The following is a 20,281-nucleotide window of genomic DNA, read 5'->3' on the forward strand; positions in this document are numbered from 1 at the left end:
GATTACTTATAATGATGTGTTAATCTTGGACCATCCTGAATGACTGTGATGGTATTGTCGTTTGCGACATATAACCTGTTCGTTAGTGGATTAAGTGCGATGTTTACGCCTGTTACGGAGGGGAATACCGCGATTCTTTTAAACGTACTGGCGTTATACACGGACATTCTGTTCTTATTGAAATTACTGACAAATAAATGATTTGTAATCGGGTTGATGAATGTGCTGGAGGAGGAAGATAACACTCTAGTTGCAATCACTTTATTGGTATTTCCATTAAGCACAAAAAGCTTCCCTTGTTTAACCTGTTGAGCACTGGACACGTAAACACGGTTTGTAAGCGGATTAAGGATGACCTCGCTTTGTAACCGTCCAAGCTGTACATTCTTGAGGAGCTTGTTGGTGCGGCCATTGATCACGGAAAGAAAGCGGCTTAAGTTGTTCGCTACATAAATACGGTTCGTAATCGGATTTAGCGCAGGTGTGATTACTGGGTTGTTGCCAACCTTGATGGTTGCTATTGCAGTTTGTGTACTACCGTTAATGACAGATACGGAATTGTTTATAGTATTCGTTACATAAATGCGATTGGTACGTTTATTAATGACGATAGCGGAAGGGCGGCCGCCGATCTGGATAGTAGTCCGAATGCAGTTCGATCTGCCATCGATGACGGTTACGATGCCAGAGGCACTCGACACATAAATCAGGTTCGTTCGAACATTAACGTTAACACTATCAGGGTTCCTGCCCACTTGGAGGGTCTTGATTACACGGTTTGTCCGTCCGCTAATTACAGATACCGTTCCATCGCGGAAGTTGGTGACGTACACACGGTTTGTTCTTGGGTTGATGGCAAGCTTGAGCGGAAATCTACCTACTTGTATGGTTGCAATGATCCGATTGGTCAGGGTGCTTAATACACCAACAGTTCCGGCTGTAGTGTTAGGATTTACGAAGTATACCCGATTGGTGATGGGATTTACCTCAATATCTCCGACAGGTACGGATGTAGGAACTGTGGTTATGATGGTGGGTAACGCCATGATATAACCCCCTCTTCAAATGACTAGATGATTCATTATATTTGGGCAAGGGCAAAAGGGTACTATATATCGTTGCAAGATGTATCTCTAGAGTATAGAATGATATTCCCAAATCCACATTTCAGATTAAATGTAAGCGCTATATTTACAAGGGGGTTGAGATCGATTGGAGGCTGATGGATACGATGATGAAATCAGTATTGTCGGATATTTTACTAACACCTGATAAGTTGCTACTTCATCGCGAATTACTAGAGGAGATTGGAAAGTTCATTACGCAAGAGATCCTAAATCATCCGTTATTGCAAGAAGATCGTCAGAGGGTAAGCATTATCCTAGATGGATCGACCGCACTCGGGGTGGTAGATGGGCAGTCGGATGTAGATATAATCATTATTTGTGAGGATGAGTCTTACAACAGTATTAATCATCGGTTCGAGGAAGCAGGGCTGATTCCGGAGCACAGTAGTTTTTTTATGGATTTAAGGCTTCCGAGTGGGAAGACAGGGCATTATACACTCCATAAAATATCTGATATCAAAGAAGCTTTAATGAGCGGGGATATGGAATGGCTGTGGAATGCATCGGTGTCCTATATTTACTACGATCAGCTGGATCTGAAGTCACTTTTTCATTCCTATGTTCCACTCCAATCTGAAGTACTAATGAAATTTCGTAAGAATTCATACATACAGCTAAGAAGCTATGCCAGAAGTCTAGATAATCCTGTAGTTCGTGGCGACGCCTTTCCAATCTTGTTCTTAGCGGTTTCCCTTTATAAAGAGGCTTTACGCTGTGCAATCACTATTGAAGGTTATCCGTATCCCTATGACAAATGGCTTGTTCCCGTAGCGCAGCAAACGGTCGTAGGTCGAAAGATTTTGGAGTGTGCAGGCGATTTTTGGAGTTATCTTAGAGAGGATGAATCCTTTGCTCCCATGCACCAGGAGGACAATAATTTTGTCAAAATGGAAAAACAATTTCGAAAGATACTTTTGGAGGAATTCCGCCTGCGAGGGATCGATGAACCTTGGTTAATAGAGTGGTGGAAGTTTTTGGAGGAATAAACAGAGTAATGACGCTGACTATCCTTCTTGATTACGGTAAGGTATACTGGAATGAACTTTTCAGTAAGAGGTGATTAAATGGCTGGGACAGTCTCTATATTAGGCGTTCCTTTTTCAAAACTAACACTAAACGAGACAACACTTCATCTAACAAAACATATTCAATCCGGAGAACCGAAGCTATTTCATTTGATTACGGCGAACCCGGAAATTACGATAACAAGCCAATCGGATGAGCTGCTTCGAACCATACTCCATGAGGCAGATTTGATTACTCCTGATGGGATTGGCATTGTGCTGGCATCGAGAAGAAAAGGTGACCCTATAGCTGAACGAGTTACGGGGTATGAACTACTTCTTGAGCTGCTCGCACAAGGGAATAAGCTGGGCTGGAGCTTTTATTTCTTAGGCACGGATGAGCATACCAGCTGTAAAGCGGTCGAAAAGATTACAGAGCGATATCCGAATGTGAAAATTGCCGGAAGACATAATGGTTTTCTTGCTAAAGAAGAGGAACCGGCCATTGTGGCAGAGATTCAGCACGCACAGCCAGATTTCCTGATTGTCGCGATGGGGGCTCCATACTCTGACAAGTGGGTTTATAAGCATAAACAGGCGCTTTCTCAGGTTAAGGTTGTGTTTGGCGTGGGGGGAAGCTTGGATGTTATAGCGGGAAAAGTGACTCCAGCCCCTGCGATATGGAAGAAATTCAATTTGGAGTGGCTGCATCGACTCTTATTCGCACCTGTGGCCAAAGGACAAAAGTCGCGCTGGCGCAGGCAAGCAGTTCTTCCTAAATTCGTGTATCGAGCTATGCTTAGGAAATAAAGCAGATGGCCGCCCTGGAAAGGGTGGCTTTTTTTGAGTAGTAAGCTGAGGAAATATTGAAAGTAAGAATTTTTATGAAAACTTAAATGAAAATATTCATGGAAATGTAACAGTAACCATAACTAATTACATAAAAAACTTCCCAAAACAGCATCTTTGCGTTATTATAAATGTGAAAACATTCACAAAGGGGCGTTATAAAGATGAAGAAGACAACAAGTACTGCTCTCATTCTCATTCTCTCTGTCATGCTCGTAATCGCAGGCTGCGGTAACAGTAATAGCAACAGCGCAGGTAATAGTAATGGCAACGAGAACAAAAGTAAGGTAAATGAGACGGCCAAAAATGATAAAACGGAAGCCGTATCAGGTGCATCAGAAGCTAGTTACACACCACTGGATCAATTAAAAGATAATTATGATATCGTTATTGTTGGTGCTGGTGGTGCAGGAATGTCTGCTGCACTGGAAGCTAAGGCCAAAGGCTTGAACCCTGTTATTTTAGAAAAAATGCCGGTTGCAGGTGGGAATACAAGTAAATCCTCCTCAGGAATGAACGCTTCCCAAACGAAATTTCAAAAAGAGCAAAGCATTGAAGATAGCAATGATAAGTTTTATGAAGAGACACTAAAGGGCGGCCATGACACGAACGATAAAGAGATGCTTCGTTTCTTCGTTGACAATTCCGCAAGTGCAATCGATTGGTTGGATTCGATCGGAATCAAGCTGAACAATATTACGATCACAGGCGGCATGAGCGAAAAGCGCACCCACCGTCCAGAAGACGGCTCTGCGGTAGGCCAATACCTTGTCAAAGGATTGGTTAGAAACGTACAAGAAAAAGAAATTCCACTGTTTGTGAACGCGGATGTTAAAGAAATTACTCAAAAAGACGGTAAGGCTAACGGTGTCAAAGTACTCTTTAACCAAGCTGATGAAAAAACCATTACAGCGAAGGCAGTTGTTGTAACAACAGGTGGTTTTGGATCCAACATGGATATGATTTCAAAAGTTAGACCTGATCTGGAAGGATACGTAACGACTAACCAAATCGGCAGTACCGGCGACGGCATCAAGATGATTGAGGCACTTGGCGGAACCACCGTTGATATGGATCAAATCCAGGTTCACCCAACAGTTCAACAAGAAAAATCTTATCTGATCGGGGAAGCTGTACGCGGCGAAGGTTCTATCCTCGTGAATAGCGAAGGCAAACGGTTCGTAAACGAATTGACTACACGTGATAAAGTTACCGAAGCGATCAATGCACTTCCTGAAAAAGCGGCAACGCTTGTCTTTGATTCCGGCGTCAAATCACGCGTGAAAGCAATTGAACAATATGACAAAATGGGCTTCGTAATCCAAGCGGATACCATCGAAGCATTGGCGAAAGAAATCGGTGTTCCAGCCGATAAGCTAAAAGCGACACTTGATACTTGGAACAGCGCGGTAAAGAACAAGAACGATGCTGAATTCGGCAGAACAACAGGGATGGACAACGATTTGTCCGCGGGTCCTTACTACGCTATTAAGATCGCCCCAGGGATTCATTACACCATGGGCGGCGTGAAGATCAATACGAACACAGAAGTATTAAATAAAGACGGCGCTGCTATTCCTGGCCTGTATGCGGCTGGTGAAGTTACAGGTGGATTGCACGGTCAAAACCGGATCGGCGGTAACTCTGTAGCAGAAATCATTATTTTCGGCCGTCAAGCAGGGGTTAAATCTGCTGAGTTTGTACAAGCACAATAAGATTTAACTGCTATTCTGGTTAAAACAAAAGAACCGCTTGGGCTAATTGAAGCCCGGGCGGTTCTTTGTTTAATCTCTCGTTTAAAGTGAGTGGAGTGACCTCTATTCAAAAAGCTACTTCTCGCTTTTAGCTTGTTCTTCTCGCATCCACTGTGACAGCTGGCGTTTGAGTTTAAGGAATTCCGGGGAATCCGTAATCTCATCGCGGCGTGGCCGTGGAAATGGCACATCAACAGTATGTAGGATGGAGCCAGGGCGACCCGAGAATACATAAATACGATTCGAGAGCAGCAACGCTTCTTCGATGTTATGGGTAATGAATAGCACGGAGCGGCGATTCTCCTCCCACAGCTCCAGCAGCCAGCGCTGCATTTCACTGCGAGTTAGTGCATCCAGTGCGCTGAAAGGTTCATCGAGCAGCATCAACTCCTGCGGAGCCAGCAATGCTCTGAGAAAAGCAGCACGCTGCTGCATCCCGCCAGACAGCATATGCGGATAAGCCTGTTCGAATCCATTCAAGCCAACCTTTGCGAGCCATTGGCGCGCTTCTTCACGAGCTCCATCCTGCAGAGCGCCTTTAATTTCTCCGGCTAGCAGTACATTATCTTCAATCGTTCGCCAAGGAAAAAGCGCAGGCTGCTGCGGCATATAACTGATTTCACCACGTTGACCTGTAACGACCTTGCCGCTCATGCGGATCGTTCCTGCATCAGGCTTCACTAGTCCGCCGATCATATGGAATAAGGTGCTTTTTCCGCAGCCGGAAGGACCGACGATCGAAACGAACTCTTGCTGCTCTACCTTAAGAGAGACGTTGTTAAGCACGTTCGTCTCGCGGCGACGATGGGTGAAGGACTTGGAGATGCCGCTTACTTCAAGAGCAGGTGGTGCAGTATGAGCTTCAGGAGAGCTTGTGTTTTCAGTTGTTCTTTGCTCTATTTGCGTCGCTTGAGACATACAGGCATCTTCCTTTCTATGAGTTACGGCGCGGTTTCCAGCGAACTAACCATTTTTCGAGCAAGGCGATAATCGCAAAAAGCACAAGACTAAGGAGCACAATAATAACAATAGCGACAAACATCCGATCCGTACGGTAAGCCGATTTTTGCAGCAGCATATAATAGCCAATCCCTTTATCCGCGCCAATCCACTCAGCGACCACGGCTCCCATAACCGCATAAGTAGCAGATATTTTCACACCGGAAAATAGTGCCGGGATAGAAGACGGGAGCTCCAGCTTGGTGAAGATTTGCCACTTGCTTGCGCCAGCCATTTTCATATAATTCATCATGACCTGATCACTTTGAGACAAGCCGCCCATTGCAGCGACAGCTACCGGGAAGAAGCATACCAGTGTAATCAGCACGATTTTGGGCAAAAGGCCGAAGCCAAACCAGATGATAAGCAGTGGTCCGAGTGCGATAGAGGGAACATTTTGACTCAGAATAATGAGTGGATAAAAAGCCCGCCTAGCCCAAGGTAAAAGATGCAAAAGTAGCGCGACGATCAAGCCTACACCTGTACCAATAGGAAAACCGATTAATGTGAGTCGGAGCGTAGCCATCGTATGAGCCCAGAGACCTGAGGCATTACTGGTGGATTCGCGAGCAATATCAGCAGGACTCGGCAGAATCCAGGATTCGATATGGAATAGAGAAACAGATAACTGCCATACGGTTAAAAAGAAGACGACCGCCACAAGGGGCGGCCATATTAGCTTCCAGGTCGATCTCACGGCCGATATTTCTCCGTCAATTTATCCATGCTGATTCCGTTAGGGTTATGAGCGATTTTGATTTGGGAGATCACGCTTGGACTACCTGCTTCGATCAGCGCCTCCTGCATTTGACGTACAACCTCCAGGAGCTCGCTCAGTTCACCTTCCATAGTAGTTTCCAGTGGATTCACCTGATATTTAACGCCTGATTTTTGAATAACTTCAATCGCTTTATCTACGTATGGGATGGAGTCCTCATTGTTTGGAGTCTTAGGAATTACTTGAATGCTTAAAAGTGTGTTAGCCACAATAATCAATCCTCTCAAATTGTATAGGTAGTTCAAAAAGCCAACTTTGATAACGAAGTAATTCAGGAAGCAGATTCGGCGTCGAATCTTGAACGAACTTGGGAAGTCCGGTACTCACGTAGCAAATCACTACGCTCCGTTCCTCCTTCCTCAAGTAACGTTCAACCTTCTCGGTTCTGAAAGTCGACTTTTTGAGCTCTCATTGTATAGGTAAGTTCAAAAAGCCAACTTTGATAACGAAGTGATTCATTTATAATTGTTATTTACTCCGCCGGTAAAAAATCATTCGTGAATGCACTAGCTGCATCCAGCGGTTTGTCCAGCAGCTTCAAATCATACATCCAGTCGCCGTAATTCTGCCAGACCTCGGTTTTTTGCTCTCCCCAGCGTGGGGCGTCGTCCTTATATTTCGGGCTAAGCCATTTTTGGCTAGCTAGGACAAGCTCGGCATCAAGGTCAGGCACAGCCTTGGATAATGTAGCGGCAGCCTCTTCTGGATGATCAATCGCATATTGATAACCCTTCGATGTGGCTTTCAGGAAAGCCTTCACCAAATCTGGATTCTCAGAAATCTGCTTCTCACTCGTGGTCAGCACAGGGGTGTAATAATCGAGCTGAGGCGCATAATCCTTCAAGTAGAGCATATCCAGAGGCTCACCACGCAGTTCGGCTTCAATACCGGTCCAAGCGTAGAAGATCCAAGCGAAATCAATGTCACGTTTGACTGCGGTAAAATAGTCAGCTTCACCAATACTGATTAGCTTCACCTTGTTCACATCGCCACCAACAGGGTCCATGATCGCCTTCATGGCTGCTTCCTCAGCGGGAGAGCCCCAGCCTCCGTAAGTTTTACCCTCAAAATCTTTTGGTGATTTAATATTCCGATCCACTGGAGCGGCGAATCCCGAAGTATTATGCTGAATAATGGCTGCAATCGAGACAAGGGGAACGCCTTGTAGACGAGCTAGAGTCAATCCTTCCTGAGCGCTGATTCCAAAAGCAGCTTCGCCAGAGGTAACCATCGTATCAGAACCCGCTGCGCCAGGTTGAACGATTTCTACATCCAGACCTTCTTCCGCATAATAACCAAGATCCTTGGCTACGTATAGACCGGTGTGGTTCGTATTCGGTGTCCAATCCAGTGCAACCTTAACTTTGGTAAGCTCTTTTGGAGCATTTGATCCGGTCGCTGCATTCGATTCCGCAGCATTTCCTTTGTTTCCGGCTGTATTCCCATTGTTGCTGCCGCATCCGGCAATCGCAAGAATGAGCATACAGGTGAGGCTAAGCATAAGTACTTTTTTGACTTGCATGTCTTCTTCTCTCCTTTAAGGTTGCCAGATCCCGTCATCCAACATGAACCATAAAGTGTAGTATGTACATTTCTTCTACATCTTTTGTGATCTACACAAAAAAAGCGCCCCGAGTGATCGGGACGCTGGCTTGGCGCAAGGTTAGTAAAGGTCACAGGGACCAAAACCAATTGGCGATTCCTACGCTGGCATTATCCAGATCAGGTATAAGGGTCAGTATCTTGTGGGATACAATCTCAGCCGGCCAATTCCAGCACCCCTGGTTCTATGAAGTTAACGGGTATTTCTCGCTTAAACGCTAATCGTCTTTATAAGGACGCTGAAGGCGTTTATGCTTGCATACGGTGTATTATAGACGGCTGTTCTCGGAATGTCTAGTAGCACGCTCCTAAATTTTTCAAATCTCTCCGTCCGTTTTCATTAATCCAGATCTTTATGTTTCTTGCGATGACGCCGCTTAAGCTCAGTAACCAGAGCACCTAGCGTAAGGACAACACTGATCATTATCCCGCTCATAATCACGAAAAGAGCAAGAAACTCAAAGGGGGAATAGCTAACCATCTTACTCCATTGAATCTTTCCATCCAGATCGTCAATGACTTGATTCATGCCATAAATCCCGCTTACCACCGTAAATACAGTGAGGATCATCAGCAGATTATCCCGGCGCTTCGATTGGAACTTATCTTGATACTGAAACAGGTCAGTCAAGGTTTCTTTTACTTCCTCGAAGAGAGCGTCGTTCCCGTATACTTTACGCAGCTGAAGAAAAATCTCCCGTCCTTGCGACTGTGAAATCAGCTCCAAGAAATAGAACTTTGCCGAGAATTTATTAATCGAGTAGATTAAATTATCGATCTCATCATAATCGTGGTTTATGCGTAGTCGGGAATGCATATTTGCCAGCTTTAGCAGAACGATTTTGTGGAAAATATTGAGTAGAAATCCGTAATAATATTGCCCGTACATCTGGTTGGCGAGGCTAACGGCGATCTTTGGTTCAGCTCGGGTCAGACAGCAAAAGGTCTGCTCATTCATCATATAATACGAGTCTGGGCCCCATCGATTATAGGAATGCTCATGACAGTAGTTCGCAATATACGCTGGATCGCTGGCACTGGCATAGGGCTTCCCGTTCAGATCAATTCCATCAAGCTGAGAGGCGCGATAGCGTATATTTATACTAATCTCATCAGAATCCCCTTCACTCTGAAAGCCATAAAAGGCTTGCACCTGCATTCTTTCATCTACGAAAAAGGGAAGGGTCTCGAAATAAGCCCCATTAATATCCGAGTGATCCAGAAAAGGCTCCAGTCCATCCACCAGATTTCGGAAGACAAAATCCTCTACCATCTCATAGGTCTGTTCTCCGCAATGGATATAGGTGTAGTCATCCTGTACGAAGGTATTCTCAAGCGTCCGGAAGCGGTCCGCGAATTCCAGTGCATTACTAAAGGGAATCGAATCCCCCTCAAGCTGGACACGTATCGTCACAAATCCAAGCTGAAAAGGACATATGAATATATCCGTCGAGAGAATTTTAAAAAATATAGACTGCTGAGGAATCTCTAGAATACAGTCCAGATTATTGACTCTGGAAAAGCGGCGGAAAGAGTCTTCATCCTTCTTGCGTGGAAAAAGAATGTGTGCAGCAAACGGTAAATAGGTGCGCTCCATCCGTTCATGGGAAACACAGTGGCCTTCTCCGTAATAGGCATTTTCTAATTCTTTATTATCCAGAAAAAAACGTGTGAAGCCATCATCCTGCAATTGTTGGATAAGCTTCTTAGAATCGCCCTTTTTTATTGAAAAGGGAAAAATAAACTGCATAAGCGCAGTATGTAATAAAGGCTCAGTTGAAAGCTTATCCATTCATCGTCCATCCTTGTGCTCAGAATATGCTTATAGATGACATTACCCTAAAAGGATTAGGTTGATACCATTCTAACATTCTAAATACTGGAACTCTTTCTTTGGACTGCTTGCCTGGATTGGAACCTCCATGCGGCAATGCTCAGCAAGAACAAGAAGGCGGCAAAACCGGCAAGTAATCCAGCAGTTTGTGCCACTTTTAGATGGTCCATAGACCAGCCCATGAATAGGGGCAGCAGAGCTCCACCGACACCTCCAGCAGCGATCATTATGCTGGGTGTTGATTCTTCGGCTCCTGGCAGCATCTTGCTGGAGAAGACTAGAGCTATGGAGAAAATACCGGACATAAATAGCCCAAGTAGCATAATTACGATGAATGCAGCTAATCGATTATCTGTGAACGGAAAAAGAGCCAGCAGTAACAGGGTTAGTAAACAGCTACTTAAAATGTATACACGGTAAGAAATTTTCTCTGCAATCACTCCAGCAAACAATCTTCCCGTAGACATAGCTAGCCAAAAGAAAGTGACTGTCAGCGCCGCCGCAGATTCTGTCATCCCTAGCTTGGCGATAAAGATGGCGGGCATAAAGTTGACCAGACTCATCTCCGTACCTACATAGAGAAAGAAGAAAAGAATGAAGATGCCCAGCAGAATCCATTGTTTCCCTTTATACGGAAGCTGTGTGCTGGACTGCGAGGAATGTGCGGATGCTGAGACTTTGCGAGGTGCTCGCTCGTCTAGTATACGCTGCAGATTCCCAAAATGGCCTCTTCCCCAGAGGATGAGAGAAAGTAATGAGAAGCCAGCGACAATTAGGAATGCCAATCTCCATGCTCCGGTAGCAATGAGCGGACTGGCGATAAGAGGCATTACAAGTGCTCCTATCCCAAATAGGACTTCAAGTCGGCTCATCGCGATCGCGGTTCCTTCTGTCACAGCTCCGATAATGATGGTGCCGATGACGGCTTCGATCATACCGAAACCAAAGCCAGCCGCAACAGCAATGACATACATCCACTCCCAAGGGGGTAGAAAAGCATACGCAATCTCAGCAGTCAGGAGAAGGGCGGTGGCGATAATGATACCTCCTCGTTTCCCAAAACGGCGATTGAGTAGGGGAGAGATAAGCACACCAGCCAGAAAACCAGCGAATTGACTAAAGATTAATTGCCCGCCGGCACTATAATTTTGGTCATAATGCTGTAGCAGAACGGGAAGAATAGATCCCAGCACTACATGAGCAAGGCCAATGACAAAGTAGGAAAGACAGCCGATCCAGATCAGTTTTTTCACGAAGTAAGCTCCTTATATTGAAAGTAGTTTATGGAGTAAGGTCGGATTCAATGTGAACCGGAAGGGTACATTATAATAAGCACCATTGTTATGATAAATCCAAACGGTGAGCTTGGATATATAAACTTTTGTTTACATGCTTGAAGGGAGAGATTTACGTAATGGATAACAAACAACTGGAGCAACTCATTATTAGAGCATTGGATGACAACAAGTTTGGTTCCTTTGGTACGATCGAAGAAGGAAACAAGCCGAAAGTACGTTACATGGCCATTTTCCATGAGGGTTTGAAGATTTATTTAGCTACGAATCGCAAAACTCATAAGGTGGAGGAATTATCGAATAATCCGAATGCTTTTTTGCTGCTTGGATATGAGTCAGGTGGAAGCAAAGACGTGCTGGAGATTGAAGCCACCGCTACGGTTTCTAAGGATGAAGGGCTGCGCACAAAGGTGTGGAACAAAGAGCTGGAGCCATGGTTTACAGGGCCTGATGACCCTAATTATGTGATTCTTGAACTTACTCCAACGCGTATTGAGTATGTTGGCAGTAATAAAGAGCACGGCGTGTGGACTCCCTAAACCAATTTAAATCGATTCCGAAAGCCTTCCTATCCCCCACGGGTTTAGGAGGGCTTTTTTAAAAGATAAGTCCCTGAGTGTCCTGTTAAAACATGTTATAATGACTTCAACTTTTTACGTAGTTTCTCAGGGGAGGACTTAAAATATATGAGCGTTACTCTGTTATATATTGAAGATGATCATGAAATCGGCAGCGTCGTGTCTGCGGATTTAAGTGAGCGTGGTTATAGTGTGCGTTGGCTGCGGAGTGGGGAGGGAGCGACGGAGGAAGCGGCGCCTTGTCAATTAGCTATTCTGGATGTAATGCTTCCGGGTCTGGATGGCTTTACTGTCGGACAACGATTGAAGCGGGCGTACCCTAAGCTTCCGATCTTGATGCTCTCTGCGCGAACCTCTATTGATGATAAACTGCAGGGGCTTGAATTCGCGGATGATTATTTGACGAAGCCATTTCATCCGGATGAATTGGCAGCCAGAATTGAAGTGCTGCTCAGGCGGAATGGGGCATCTGTTCAGGATTCGCTCACGCTTAAACACCTAGTCGTATATGAAGGGGATAACCGAGTAATAAATGCTCAGACACAGGAAGAAGTCATGCTTACGGGTAAGCAATTTCAGATTTTTTCTTATTTGCTGCGTCATCTCGGCCAGATTATGACGAAGGAGCAGATTTATGAAGCCGTCTGGGGAGAAGCCTATCTCGAAGGGGATAAAACTTTGATGGTACATATACGATATTTGCGCGAAAAGTTAGAACTTGATCCAGGCAATCCGGAAATTATAGAAACTGTCCGGGGGATCGGATATCGGGTAAGAGCATGAGGGGGTTAGGGCGTATTCGCAAGCAGCGTAGCTCTTCTTTGCTATCGGGATATTTGCTTATTATCGTTTCTGCACTGCTTTTTATCCCTGTGGTCCTGCCGTTATCTTTTGTTCTCTACAATATGGTTAATGAAGTGACTAAAGGGGCTCCACCTGTAGACACCTCTCTGTATTCGAGTGTTGCAGCGCTGGAGACCATGTGGCATAAAGAGGCGCTTCAAATGGAAAATGCTTCTTCGGAAGGCATAAATGAGCGGCTATATGAACTGAGCGGGAAATACACTGAGGCTACTATGTTTTGGGTAGATGGGCAGGGAATGACCCAGTTGATTCTCACACCTGATGAAGGCAATCCGGATCATGGCAGCGGAGTTCCGGAGCAGTGGACTGCGGCTGAGGCTATTTTTTTTATGAAAGAAAGTACAAAGCGTGATCCTTTAGCCATCGTCGCCTTTATGGGAGATCGAGTGGATGCGGGTAAAGGGTTTATGGTAATGCAAATTCCAAACAAGCTGCTCAACAAAGGGGCTTATGGGGGAGTCGGGGCTTGGGCTTTGTATTACTTTGTGCTCTTTGTACTTTTTGGAGGGTTCGCACTGGTTTCTTTGCTGTTCTTTAGAAAAATACGCAAACGGCTACTACAGCTGCAAACCGCGATGACGATTACGGGGCCGGATAGAATGCCTAAGTCTATTATGACGGGCAAGCTGGATGAGATTGGCAGACTGGAGGAAGCTTTTAACACGATGGTGGCGAAGCTTGACGAAAGTCGAAAGAGGGAAATCGAAGAGGAAGAGCTTCGAAAGCGTCTAGTATCTAACCTATCTCATGATTTGCGTACACCACTAACGGTTATTCGCAGCCACATCCATGTAATGACTAAAGAGAGCTTAACCCCGCAAGGACAACAGTCCTTAGAGCTAATGGATAAGCGAATAGCAGATCTTAGCGTCTTGATCGAGAATCTTTTATCCTACAATCTCCTCAACAGCGGACGGATCACTTTGAAGAAGGAGCGTAAAGATGTCTTGCGCTTGTTGCGGGAAAGTGCTGCTGCTTGGTACCCCGTATGGGAAAAAGAGAACTTCGAGATCGATATTGACCTGGAGGCTGATCCGCTGTTCTGGATGGTGGATGAGGTCTGGTTCCGCCGTATTCTTGATAATCTGTTTCAGAATATTGTACGTCATGCCAGCAGTGGTCTTTATGTAGGGATTTCTACGGAGTCCCGTAATGGGCAACGTGTTATTTTGATTACGGATCACGGCAGAGGTATCCAGAGTCCATCCGATTACAAAGGGGCAGGATTAGGGCTGTCCATCGTGGATCTGTTAATGAAGCATATGGAGTTAGAGTGGGATATGGAGAGTACAGGAGATGGCACCTCTATTGTAATCTTCAATCCACGGGATGAAATTTAAACAAAACTTAAACTTCGTGCCGCCTTGTTCTTAACCTTGGGACGTTATGCTAATTACCGAGGTGAGGAACATGAAAGAAACAGTGATTGAAACGAAAGATTTATTAAAAAAATACCGTGGCCGGGCTGCGGTGGAAAATTTAAATTTGAACATCCGCAAGGGAGAGATCTATGGCTTTCTTGGCCCGAACGGGGCAGGGAAAACAACAACAATTCGTATGCTGCTTGGACTGATCACTCCAACATCAGGAAGGATTGAAGTCTTCGGCCAGGATCTTCGCAAGCATAAACTGCAAATTTTGCGGAAGGTAGGGTCGCTTGTCGAGTCTCCATCCTATTACGGGCACTTAAGCGCTGTGGATAATCTTGAAGCCATCCGGCGTATCCTTGGTGCTCCGAAGTCACGGATTGCTGAGGTGCTAGATATTGTTTCCTTAACAGGGGAAGAGAAGCGTCCAGTTAAAGGGTTCTCCCTTGGGATGAAGCAGAGACTAGGTATTGCTGCTGCCTTGCTCGGGGAACCGGAGCTGCTTATTCTGGATGAGCCGACGAACGGACTTGACCCGTCAGGGATTCAGGAAATTCGCGGACTGATTAAACGATTGCCGCAGGAGCAAGGGATTACTGTCGTAGTATCCAGTCACTTGCTTAGTGAAATTGAGCAAATGGCGGATACCGTAGGGATTATTCGTCAAGGGCAAATGGTGTACCAAGATAGTATAACGAATCTGCAGCGGCAAGCCGGGGGAGAAATGCGTTTAGCAGTCTCGGACCCGGAGGCCGCGCTGCGTCTTGCTGAAGAACGGGGGTACGCAGGGATACTTCAAGACCAAAAGCTAGTCTTCTCCCGGATGATCGATGCAAGAGTTGCCTTGCTAGTCAAAGCCTTGGTAGAGAATGGGCATGCTATTTATCGTGTAGAGGAGCGGAGACAATCACTTGAGGACTTCTTCCTGCAGGTTGTAGGAGGAGAGGAATCATGATGTGGCGGGCACTGTCGGCGGATTGGCTCAAAATCCGTGGCAAGGGACTCTGGTTTCTAGTGTTTCTTGGACCGCTTGGACTTGTAGCCATGCAAGGCTTGAACTTCGGCCTTCGTTATGATTATCTTCGCGAGCAGTATAGCGCGGATTTATGGGGTGGACTTCTGAACAATGTGGCTGCATTTGTGCCCATTGCTCTCTTTCTTGGAGGGACCTTAGTATGCTCGTTGATTGCAAATGTAGAACATCAGATGAGCTCGTGGAAGCAGCTCTTGGCACTACCTATCTCACGTACTTCAGTATTTATGGCTAAGCTGGTGTTATGTTTGGTGCTAGTGGCGGTTTCTTGTTTGTTGCTCTCGGTGGGTACAGTTGGTTTAGGGCTTGTTTTGGGCTTCAAGGTCGAACTGATTCCGTATTTGGATGTGTTACGAATTGGCTTTATGTCCTATATTGCAGCATTGCCGGTTATCGCTTTGCAGCTGTGGCTTTCTCTGGCTAACCGTAATCAGACATTGCCAGTTGCTCTTGGAATAACCTTATCTCTGGTGTCTATCTTCTCCATGTTACTTTCGGAGTGGGTTCCTTTAACATGGCCATATATGGCTTGGGAATCTTCGCATCGTCTCTTATTTAGCGGTGCAGGGTTGCTGCTGGGGCTGCTGATTCTTTTGCCGGGTGCACTGCACTTCGCACGAAAGGATGTGGATTAACGATGAATTCATTTTGGAGAGTGTTGTCGGCAGAACGATTAAAAATGTCTAAATCATATGTCTGGCTTTTAGTTATAGGCAGTCCGATTTTAGCATTACTTCCCGGGGCATTGGCGGATAATCAAGGGGAGAAGATGAGTTGGGAACTGTTGTTAAATGTGATGTCCATGATGCATGCCTTGCTGTTTCTACCTGTGCTTTCGGGTATTTTCGCAGCGCTGATCTGTCGTTATGAGCATCATGACGGAGGCTGGAAGATGTTGTTGTCTCTGCCTGTGACTCGGTTATCAGTGTACCTCTCAAAATATGTGATGATTATCGGATTGCTGGCTGCGGTTCAACTAACGTTCCTGGTGATGGTGCTGGGAATGGGTTTTTTCCGAAATATTCCGGATTCGATCCCTTGGTCGCTGCTGCTTAGCTCGGTATTTGGCGGCTTTATTGCCTGTCTGCCACTCGCTGCACTGCAGCTGGCTATCTCTCAAGGCTGGAGCAGTTTTGGCGCACCGCTGGCGCTGAATGTGAGTCTGACCATTCCTAATATGCTGATCGCCAATTCTTCAACCTATGGCCCCTATTATCCTTGGGTACAACCGATGTTGGCTATGATGCCGTATGGTGATGACACGTTTGGGGCTTTTAATTTACCGTTCGAAACGCTGATGATGGTAGTGGGCGGTAGTTTTATTGTGTTTTTTGCGGCAGGACTATTCTCCTTTTATCGTAAAGCGGTCTGATTTAGTACGATTCTTATAAACGCCTTCTCCATGGACATCCAGAGCTGGTTTTCATATAATTGAGGAAAACAATCAGCAAAGCTGACTAGCTGGTGGAGGAGGCGATAGCATGGAGCCAACGGCATTAGAAGATTGCGATAACACATGCAAGGGTTCGGAGCTTGAACCGGAATCCATTGCATTGATTCTGCCTGACCGAGAAATAACGGATAAAATGGCAGAGATGTTCAAAGCGTTGGGTGATCCCACACGAGTGCGGCTCATTTACGCTTTGTCCCAGAAAGAATTATGTGTACACGATTTGTCCGTGATCCTTGATATGGGACAATCTGCGATATCCCATCAGCTCCGTTATTTACGGAATTTACGAATTGTGAAGCGTCGTAAAGAAGGAAAGACGGTATTCTATTCGCTCAACGATGCGCATGTAGAGCAGATCTTTCTGCAGACGCATGAACATGTCCGTCATGAATAGCTGTATTTTTCAAAAAAGAGCGGTTCTCCGATTGTTGGAGAACCGCTCTTTTGCGTTAACTAGATTGATTTAGGTTGCTCGATAGGGTTGGTTTTCTAAAGGATAGAGCCAGCCAGAGACAATGCACAGCGAGTACGAGAAGGATGAATAGATCGATCCCCATATATTCGCTTGTATTATCATTTCCAACAAACTGAATCAGATTATGTACAAAATGAAACAATATCAGCGGTAGAATATTATTATTTTTCAGCATCAATAAAGAAAGCACAAAACCGATCAGAAGAGAATATACGAGCTGTAGGATGATTTGCATCATGTCTGTACCGGATAAAGCATTAAGCAAGTGGGTAATAGAGAAGAGTATGCTTGAAGTAATCACAGCCGTTTTAGCGCCCTTAGTGAGTAAAGTCTTGAAAATCAATCCGCGGTAAATACTTTCTTCCACAAAGGCTACAAGCAGGGTGAAGAAGATAAAGAACAACACCTCAGACGTACTGATCTCACGAAAACCTTTAAAGGATATGGTGATCAGGACGACAGCTAGAGGTGCGTAATAGATCCACTTCCCAGAGGAAATGGTATTCAGAGGACGGAAGCCAAGATCACTCCATTTGTTCTTAACCGTGAAGTAGATGATCAGTACAAGCGCGATTGGAATAAAGGAGATCAGTACAGGGGCGGTATACGAAAGCTCTTTAATTGTAGCGTAAGTCCCGGCGGCAGATACAGCTAGAAGTAACAGCATCTCAATAATAACAACGGTCCAAATAGGGTGTTTCTGTGAAAAAGAAGACGTCTTGGCTAGCTTTGACATGGTCTACATTCATCCTTCCTTCTGTGTAATTTAGTTGCCAATTCATCTCGGGTGCGATCATACATGATTTACCATATTTTCACGAAAAGATCAATTTATTTAATTTTTATGAGAGCGGAGAAAAATGGTGTATATGACGTATTGACCTTCAAAAATAAAGGGAATATAATAGCAATAAGAAAACATATGAACAAGTGCTCATATATGGTTTTTATTTGAGGAGATGTGCCGTATGGATACGATGCAAGGAAAAGTAAAACGTCAGTGGGAATTAGAAGGCTTAGATTGCGCCAATTGCGCAAGGAAAATCGAAGATAAAGTGAAGAAAATTGAGGGCGTATCGTCTTGTTCCGTTAATTTTGTTACGAAGACAATGACGATGGAAACCGCCGCAGGTTATGAGGAATCGGCGATTGTAGAAGCAAAGAAAACGGTGAAGGCACTTGAGCCCCATGTAAATGTAAGAGAGAAGACTCAGGGCAGTCGCAAGCTGCAGAATAACAGTAGTCATACGCATGGAGAGGATCACAAACATGGCCATGAACACGATCATCAGGCTGCAGACGGACATAAGCATGATGATGCGGATGGTCACAGCCATGGCCACAGCCACGAGCATGGGGAAGGCGATACGCGTAAGATTCTACTGCGGTTAGGTGGCGGTGGGATACTCGCGCTTGCCGGAATATTCTTACCGGTGGAGGGTGTAGTAGAACTGCTGATTTTCTTAGCAGCCTATCTCATTGTGGGTAGTGAAGTTGTCTGGCAGGCGGTTAAGAACATTATCCGGGGTCAGGTATTTGATGAGAATTTCTTGATGGCTCTTGCAACCATCGGTGCTTTTGCGATTGGTGAGTATCCAGAGGGCGTAGCGGTTATGCTCTTTTACCAAATCGGAGAGTTGTTCCAAGGTCTAGCAGTAAACCGTTCACGTCGATCTATCACGGCACTTATGGATATCCGTCCCGAATTTGCTTACCTTAAGCTTGGAAATGATCTAAAACGAGTCTCTCCTGAGGAAGTGTCGATCGGTGATGTGATTGTTGTGAAACCGGGTGAGAAGGTACCTCTGGACGGAACGATCCTTGAGGGAAGCGCCATGATGGATACATCAGCACTTACCGGGGAGTCTGTACCGCGTTCGGCTGGACCGGGAAGCACAGTATTAAGTGGATTTATTAATCGGAACGGCGTTATTACGATGCAAGTCACACAGACCTTTGGTGAATCAGCCGTATCCAAAATTCTGGAGTTGGTACAGAATGCTTCAAGCAACAAAGCCAAAACAGAGAACTTTATTACTAAGTTTGCACGGGCTTACACACCTATAGTAGTGATCACAGCTGTGCTGCTAGCTGTCGTTCCTCCGCTAGTGATTAGCGGGGCAAACTTCTCAGATTGGATTTACCGGGCGCTTGTATTCCTCGTAATCTCCTGTCCATGTGCGCTTGTGGTCTCGATTCCACTTGGTTTCTTCGGAGGGATTGGAGCAGCTTCACGCAGTGGTATTCTGATTAAAGGAAGCAACTATCTTGAAGCGTTAAATGATGTGAAAGTAGTTGTCTTTGATAAGACCGGAACGTTGACTAAGGGGCAATTTAAGGTTACAGGAATTTATCCGTCAGGTGGCAAGTCTAAGGATGAATTGCTGCAGACAGCTGCTTATGCGGAGAGCCATTCGAACCATCCGATTGCCGAATCGATTAGGGCGGCTTATGGAGAACAGATTTCTAAGGAAACGATCTCGAATTACAACGAAATCTCCGGTCATGGAATCGAGGTTTCGATTGAAGGCAAGACCGTACTTGCAGGTAACGCGCGTCTGATGGAGCGAGAGGGCATAACTTATGACGTGCCAGCGCAAAGCGGTACAGTTGTTCACATCGCGGTGGATCATCAGTATGGGGGTTATCTGGTGATTGCTGATGAAGTGAAGGAGGACTCGCAGCAGGCTATTCAGAGCCTCAAGAAGCTTGGCATCCGTAAAACGGTGATGTTAACTGGCGATGCTTCTTCTGTAGCTGAAGATGTTGGGAAGCAGTTAGGTGTAGATGAGGTTCACGCGGAGCTTTTGCCGCAGCATAAGGTAGAGGCCATCGAGAAGCTGGATCGTGAAAAGTCACATCGCGAGAAAATTATTTTTGTCGGTGATGGAATTAACGATACCCCAGTACTAGCTAGAGCAGATGTTGGGATCGCAATGGGCGGACTGGGCTCCGATGCTGCGATTGAAGCGGCAGATATTGTAATTATGACCGATGAGCCTTCGAAGATTCCTGTTGCTATCGGAATTGCCAAGCGTACACGGATGATTGTATGGCAAAATATTATTTTTGCTCTAGGCGTTAAAGCTATATTTCTTATTCTCGGCGCATTTGGGATTGCCACGATGTGGGAGGCTGTATTCTCAGATGTTGGGGTAACCGTGCTGGCTGTACTGAACAGTATCCGAGCATTAAAAGTTAAAGATCAAGGATAAAAAAATCGCTCTTTAGGGTATTGGTGTTATTCACCGATCCCCAAAGAGCGATTT

The 20,281-nt window shown here is 45.4% G+C and carries 19 protein-coding genes and 1 riboswitch; of the genes, 11 read left to right on the forward strand and 8 right to left on the reverse strand.

Annotation, left to right across the window (positions count from 1 at the left end):
* Positions 1-2: 2 nt before the first annotated feature.
* Positions 3-1,046 carry a YncE family protein gene (locus NSS87_RS02075; RefSeq protein ID WP_339244466.1) on the reverse strand — a complete coding sequence of 348 codons (1,044 nt, stop codon included), beginning with the start codon at positions 1,044-1,046 and terminating at the stop codon, positions 3-5.
* A gap of 185 nt (positions 1,047-1,231) precedes the next feature.
* Between NSS87_RS02075 and NSS87_RS02080 the strand changes: the two genes are divergently transcribed.
* The 3 genes from NSS87_RS02080 to NSS87_RS02090 all read left to right on the forward strand — a co-directional run bounded on the left by NSS87_RS02080 (position 1,232) and on the right by NSS87_RS02090 (position 4,695).
* Positions 1,232-2,113, forward strand: coding sequence for a nucleotidyltransferase domain-containing protein (locus NSS87_RS02080; protein ID WP_339244467.1), 882 nt, complete (start codon positions 1,232-1,234; stop codon positions 2,111-2,113).
* Between the two features lie 78 nt (positions 2,114-2,191).
* A complete protein-coding gene (locus NSS87_RS02085; RefSeq protein WP_339244469.1) occupies positions 2,192-2,941 on the forward strand; it encodes a WecB/TagA/CpsF family glycosyltransferase in 750 nt (249 codons plus the stop codon).
* A gap of 203 nt (positions 2,942-3,144) precedes the next feature.
* A complete protein-coding gene (locus tag NSS87_RS02090; RefSeq protein WP_339244470.1) occupies positions 3,145-4,695 on the forward strand; it encodes a flavocytochrome c in 1,551 nt (516 codons plus the stop codon).
* A gap of 114 nt (positions 4,696-4,809) precedes the next feature.
* On the opposite strand, the gene NSS87_RS02095 is transcribed toward NSS87_RS02090, so the two are convergent.
* The 6 genes from NSS87_RS02095 to NSS87_RS02120 form a co-directional block, all read right to left on the reverse strand.
* Positions 4,810-5,652 (reverse strand): ABC transporter ATP-binding protein, encoded by an 843-nt coding sequence (locus NSS87_RS02095; protein WP_339244471.1) that lies wholly within the window; start codon positions 5,650-5,652, stop codon positions 4,810-4,812.
* A gap of 16 nt (positions 5,653-5,668) precedes the next feature.
* Positions 5,669-6,430, reverse strand: a complete 762-nt coding sequence (locus tag NSS87_RS02100; RefSeq protein WP_076300092.1) for an ABC transporter permease — start codon at positions 6,428-6,430, stop codon at positions 5,669-5,671.
* Positions 6,427-6,720: an MTH1187 family thiamine-binding protein gene (locus NSS87_RS02105; protein ID WP_339244472.1), complete on the reverse strand. Its 294-nt coding sequence runs from the start codon at positions 6,718-6,720 to the stop codon at positions 6,427-6,429. The genes NSS87_RS02100 and NSS87_RS02105 overlap by 4 nt, the downstream gene beginning before the upstream one ends.
* 263 nt (positions 6,721-6,983) lie before the next feature.
* Positions 6,984-8,033 (reverse strand): ABC transporter substrate-binding protein, encoded by a 1,050-nt coding sequence (locus NSS87_RS02110; protein ID WP_339244473.1) that lies wholly within the window; start codon positions 8,031-8,033, stop codon positions 6,984-6,986.
* Between the two features lie 160 nt (positions 8,034-8,193).
* Positions 8,194-8,304, reverse strand: a riboswitch (TPP riboswitch).
* A gap of 149 nt (positions 8,305-8,453) precedes the next feature.
* Positions 8,454-9,905 (reverse strand): hypothetical protein, encoded by a 1,452-nt coding sequence (locus NSS87_RS02115; protein ID WP_339244475.1) that lies wholly within the window; start codon positions 9,903-9,905, stop codon positions 8,454-8,456.
* 80 nt (positions 9,906-9,985) lie between these two features.
* Entirely contained in the window at positions 9,986-11,200 is a 1,215-nt protein-coding gene (locus NSS87_RS02120) for an MFS transporter (protein ID WP_339244476.1), read from the reverse strand.
* Positions 11,201-11,361: 161 nt separating this feature from the next.
* Between NSS87_RS02120 and NSS87_RS02125 the strand changes: the two genes are divergently transcribed.
* The 7 genes from NSS87_RS02125 to NSS87_RS02155 all read left to right on the forward strand — a co-directional run bounded on the left by NSS87_RS02125 (position 11,362) and on the right by NSS87_RS02155 (position 16,931).
* Complete coding sequence (locus tag NSS87_RS02125) at positions 11,362-11,781, forward strand: pyridoxamine 5'-phosphate oxidase family protein (RefSeq protein ID WP_042184372.1); 420 nt, start codon at positions 11,362-11,364, stop codon at positions 11,779-11,781.
* A 147-nt stretch (positions 11,782-11,928) separates the two neighbouring features.
* Positions 11,929-12,603: a response regulator transcription factor gene (locus NSS87_RS02130; protein WP_042184374.1), complete on the forward strand. Its 675-nt coding sequence runs from the start codon at positions 11,929-11,931 to the stop codon at positions 12,601-12,603.
* On the forward strand, positions 12,600-14,024 hold the full coding sequence (locus NSS87_RS02135; RefSeq protein ID WP_042184376.1) for a HAMP domain-containing sensor histidine kinase: 1,425 nt from the start codon (positions 12,600-12,602) through the stop codon (positions 14,022-14,024). Before NSS87_RS02130 ends, NSS87_RS02135 begins: the two co-directional genes overlap by 4 nt.
* Before the next feature lie 70 nt (positions 14,025-14,094).
* On the forward strand, positions 14,095-15,006 hold the full coding sequence (locus tag NSS87_RS02140) for an ABC transporter ATP-binding protein (RefSeq protein ID WP_339244477.1): 912 nt from the start codon (positions 14,095-14,097) through the stop codon (positions 15,004-15,006).
* On the forward strand, positions 15,003-15,719 hold the full coding sequence (locus NSS87_RS02145; RefSeq protein WP_076285176.1) for an ABC transporter permease: 717 nt from the start codon (positions 15,003-15,005) through the stop codon (positions 15,717-15,719). The genes NSS87_RS02140 and NSS87_RS02145 overlap by 4 nt, the downstream gene beginning before the upstream one ends.
* A 2-nt stretch (positions 15,720-15,721) precedes the next feature.
* Complete coding sequence (locus NSS87_RS02150; protein WP_076285177.1) at positions 15,722-16,456, forward strand: ABC transporter permease; 735 nt, start codon at positions 15,722-15,724, stop codon at positions 16,454-16,456.
* A 109-nt stretch (positions 16,457-16,565) separates the two neighbouring features.
* Positions 16,566-16,931 carry a metalloregulator ArsR/SmtB family transcription factor gene (locus NSS87_RS02155; RefSeq protein WP_042184384.1) on the forward strand — a complete coding sequence of 122 codons (366 nt, stop codon included), beginning with the start codon at positions 16,566-16,568 and terminating at the stop codon, positions 16,929-16,931.
* Positions 16,932-16,986: 55 nt separating this feature from the next.
* Here the strand turns inward: NSS87_RS02155 and NSS87_RS02160 are convergent, their stop codons facing one another.
* The gene (locus NSS87_RS02160) at positions 16,987-17,748 is read right to left on the reverse strand and encodes a CPBP family intramembrane glutamic endopeptidase (RefSeq protein ID WP_339244478.1); all 762 of its coding nucleotides are present in this window, start codon (positions 17,746-17,748) and stop codon (positions 16,987-16,989) included.
* 232 nt (positions 17,749-17,980) lie between these two features.
* Between NSS87_RS02160 and NSS87_RS02165 the strand changes: the two genes are divergently transcribed.
* Positions 17,981-20,227, forward strand: a complete 2,247-nt coding sequence (locus NSS87_RS02165) for a heavy metal translocating P-type ATPase (protein ID WP_339244479.1) — start codon at positions 17,981-17,983, stop codon at positions 20,225-20,227.
* The last annotated feature ends 54 nt before the right edge of the window (positions 20,228-20,281 follow it).

This window comes from Paenibacillus sp. FSL F4-0243, from assembly GCF_037963295.1.
In the GTDB taxonomy this organism is placed as follows: domain Bacteria; phylum Bacillota; class Bacilli; order Paenibacillales; family Paenibacillaceae; genus Paenibacillus_AQ.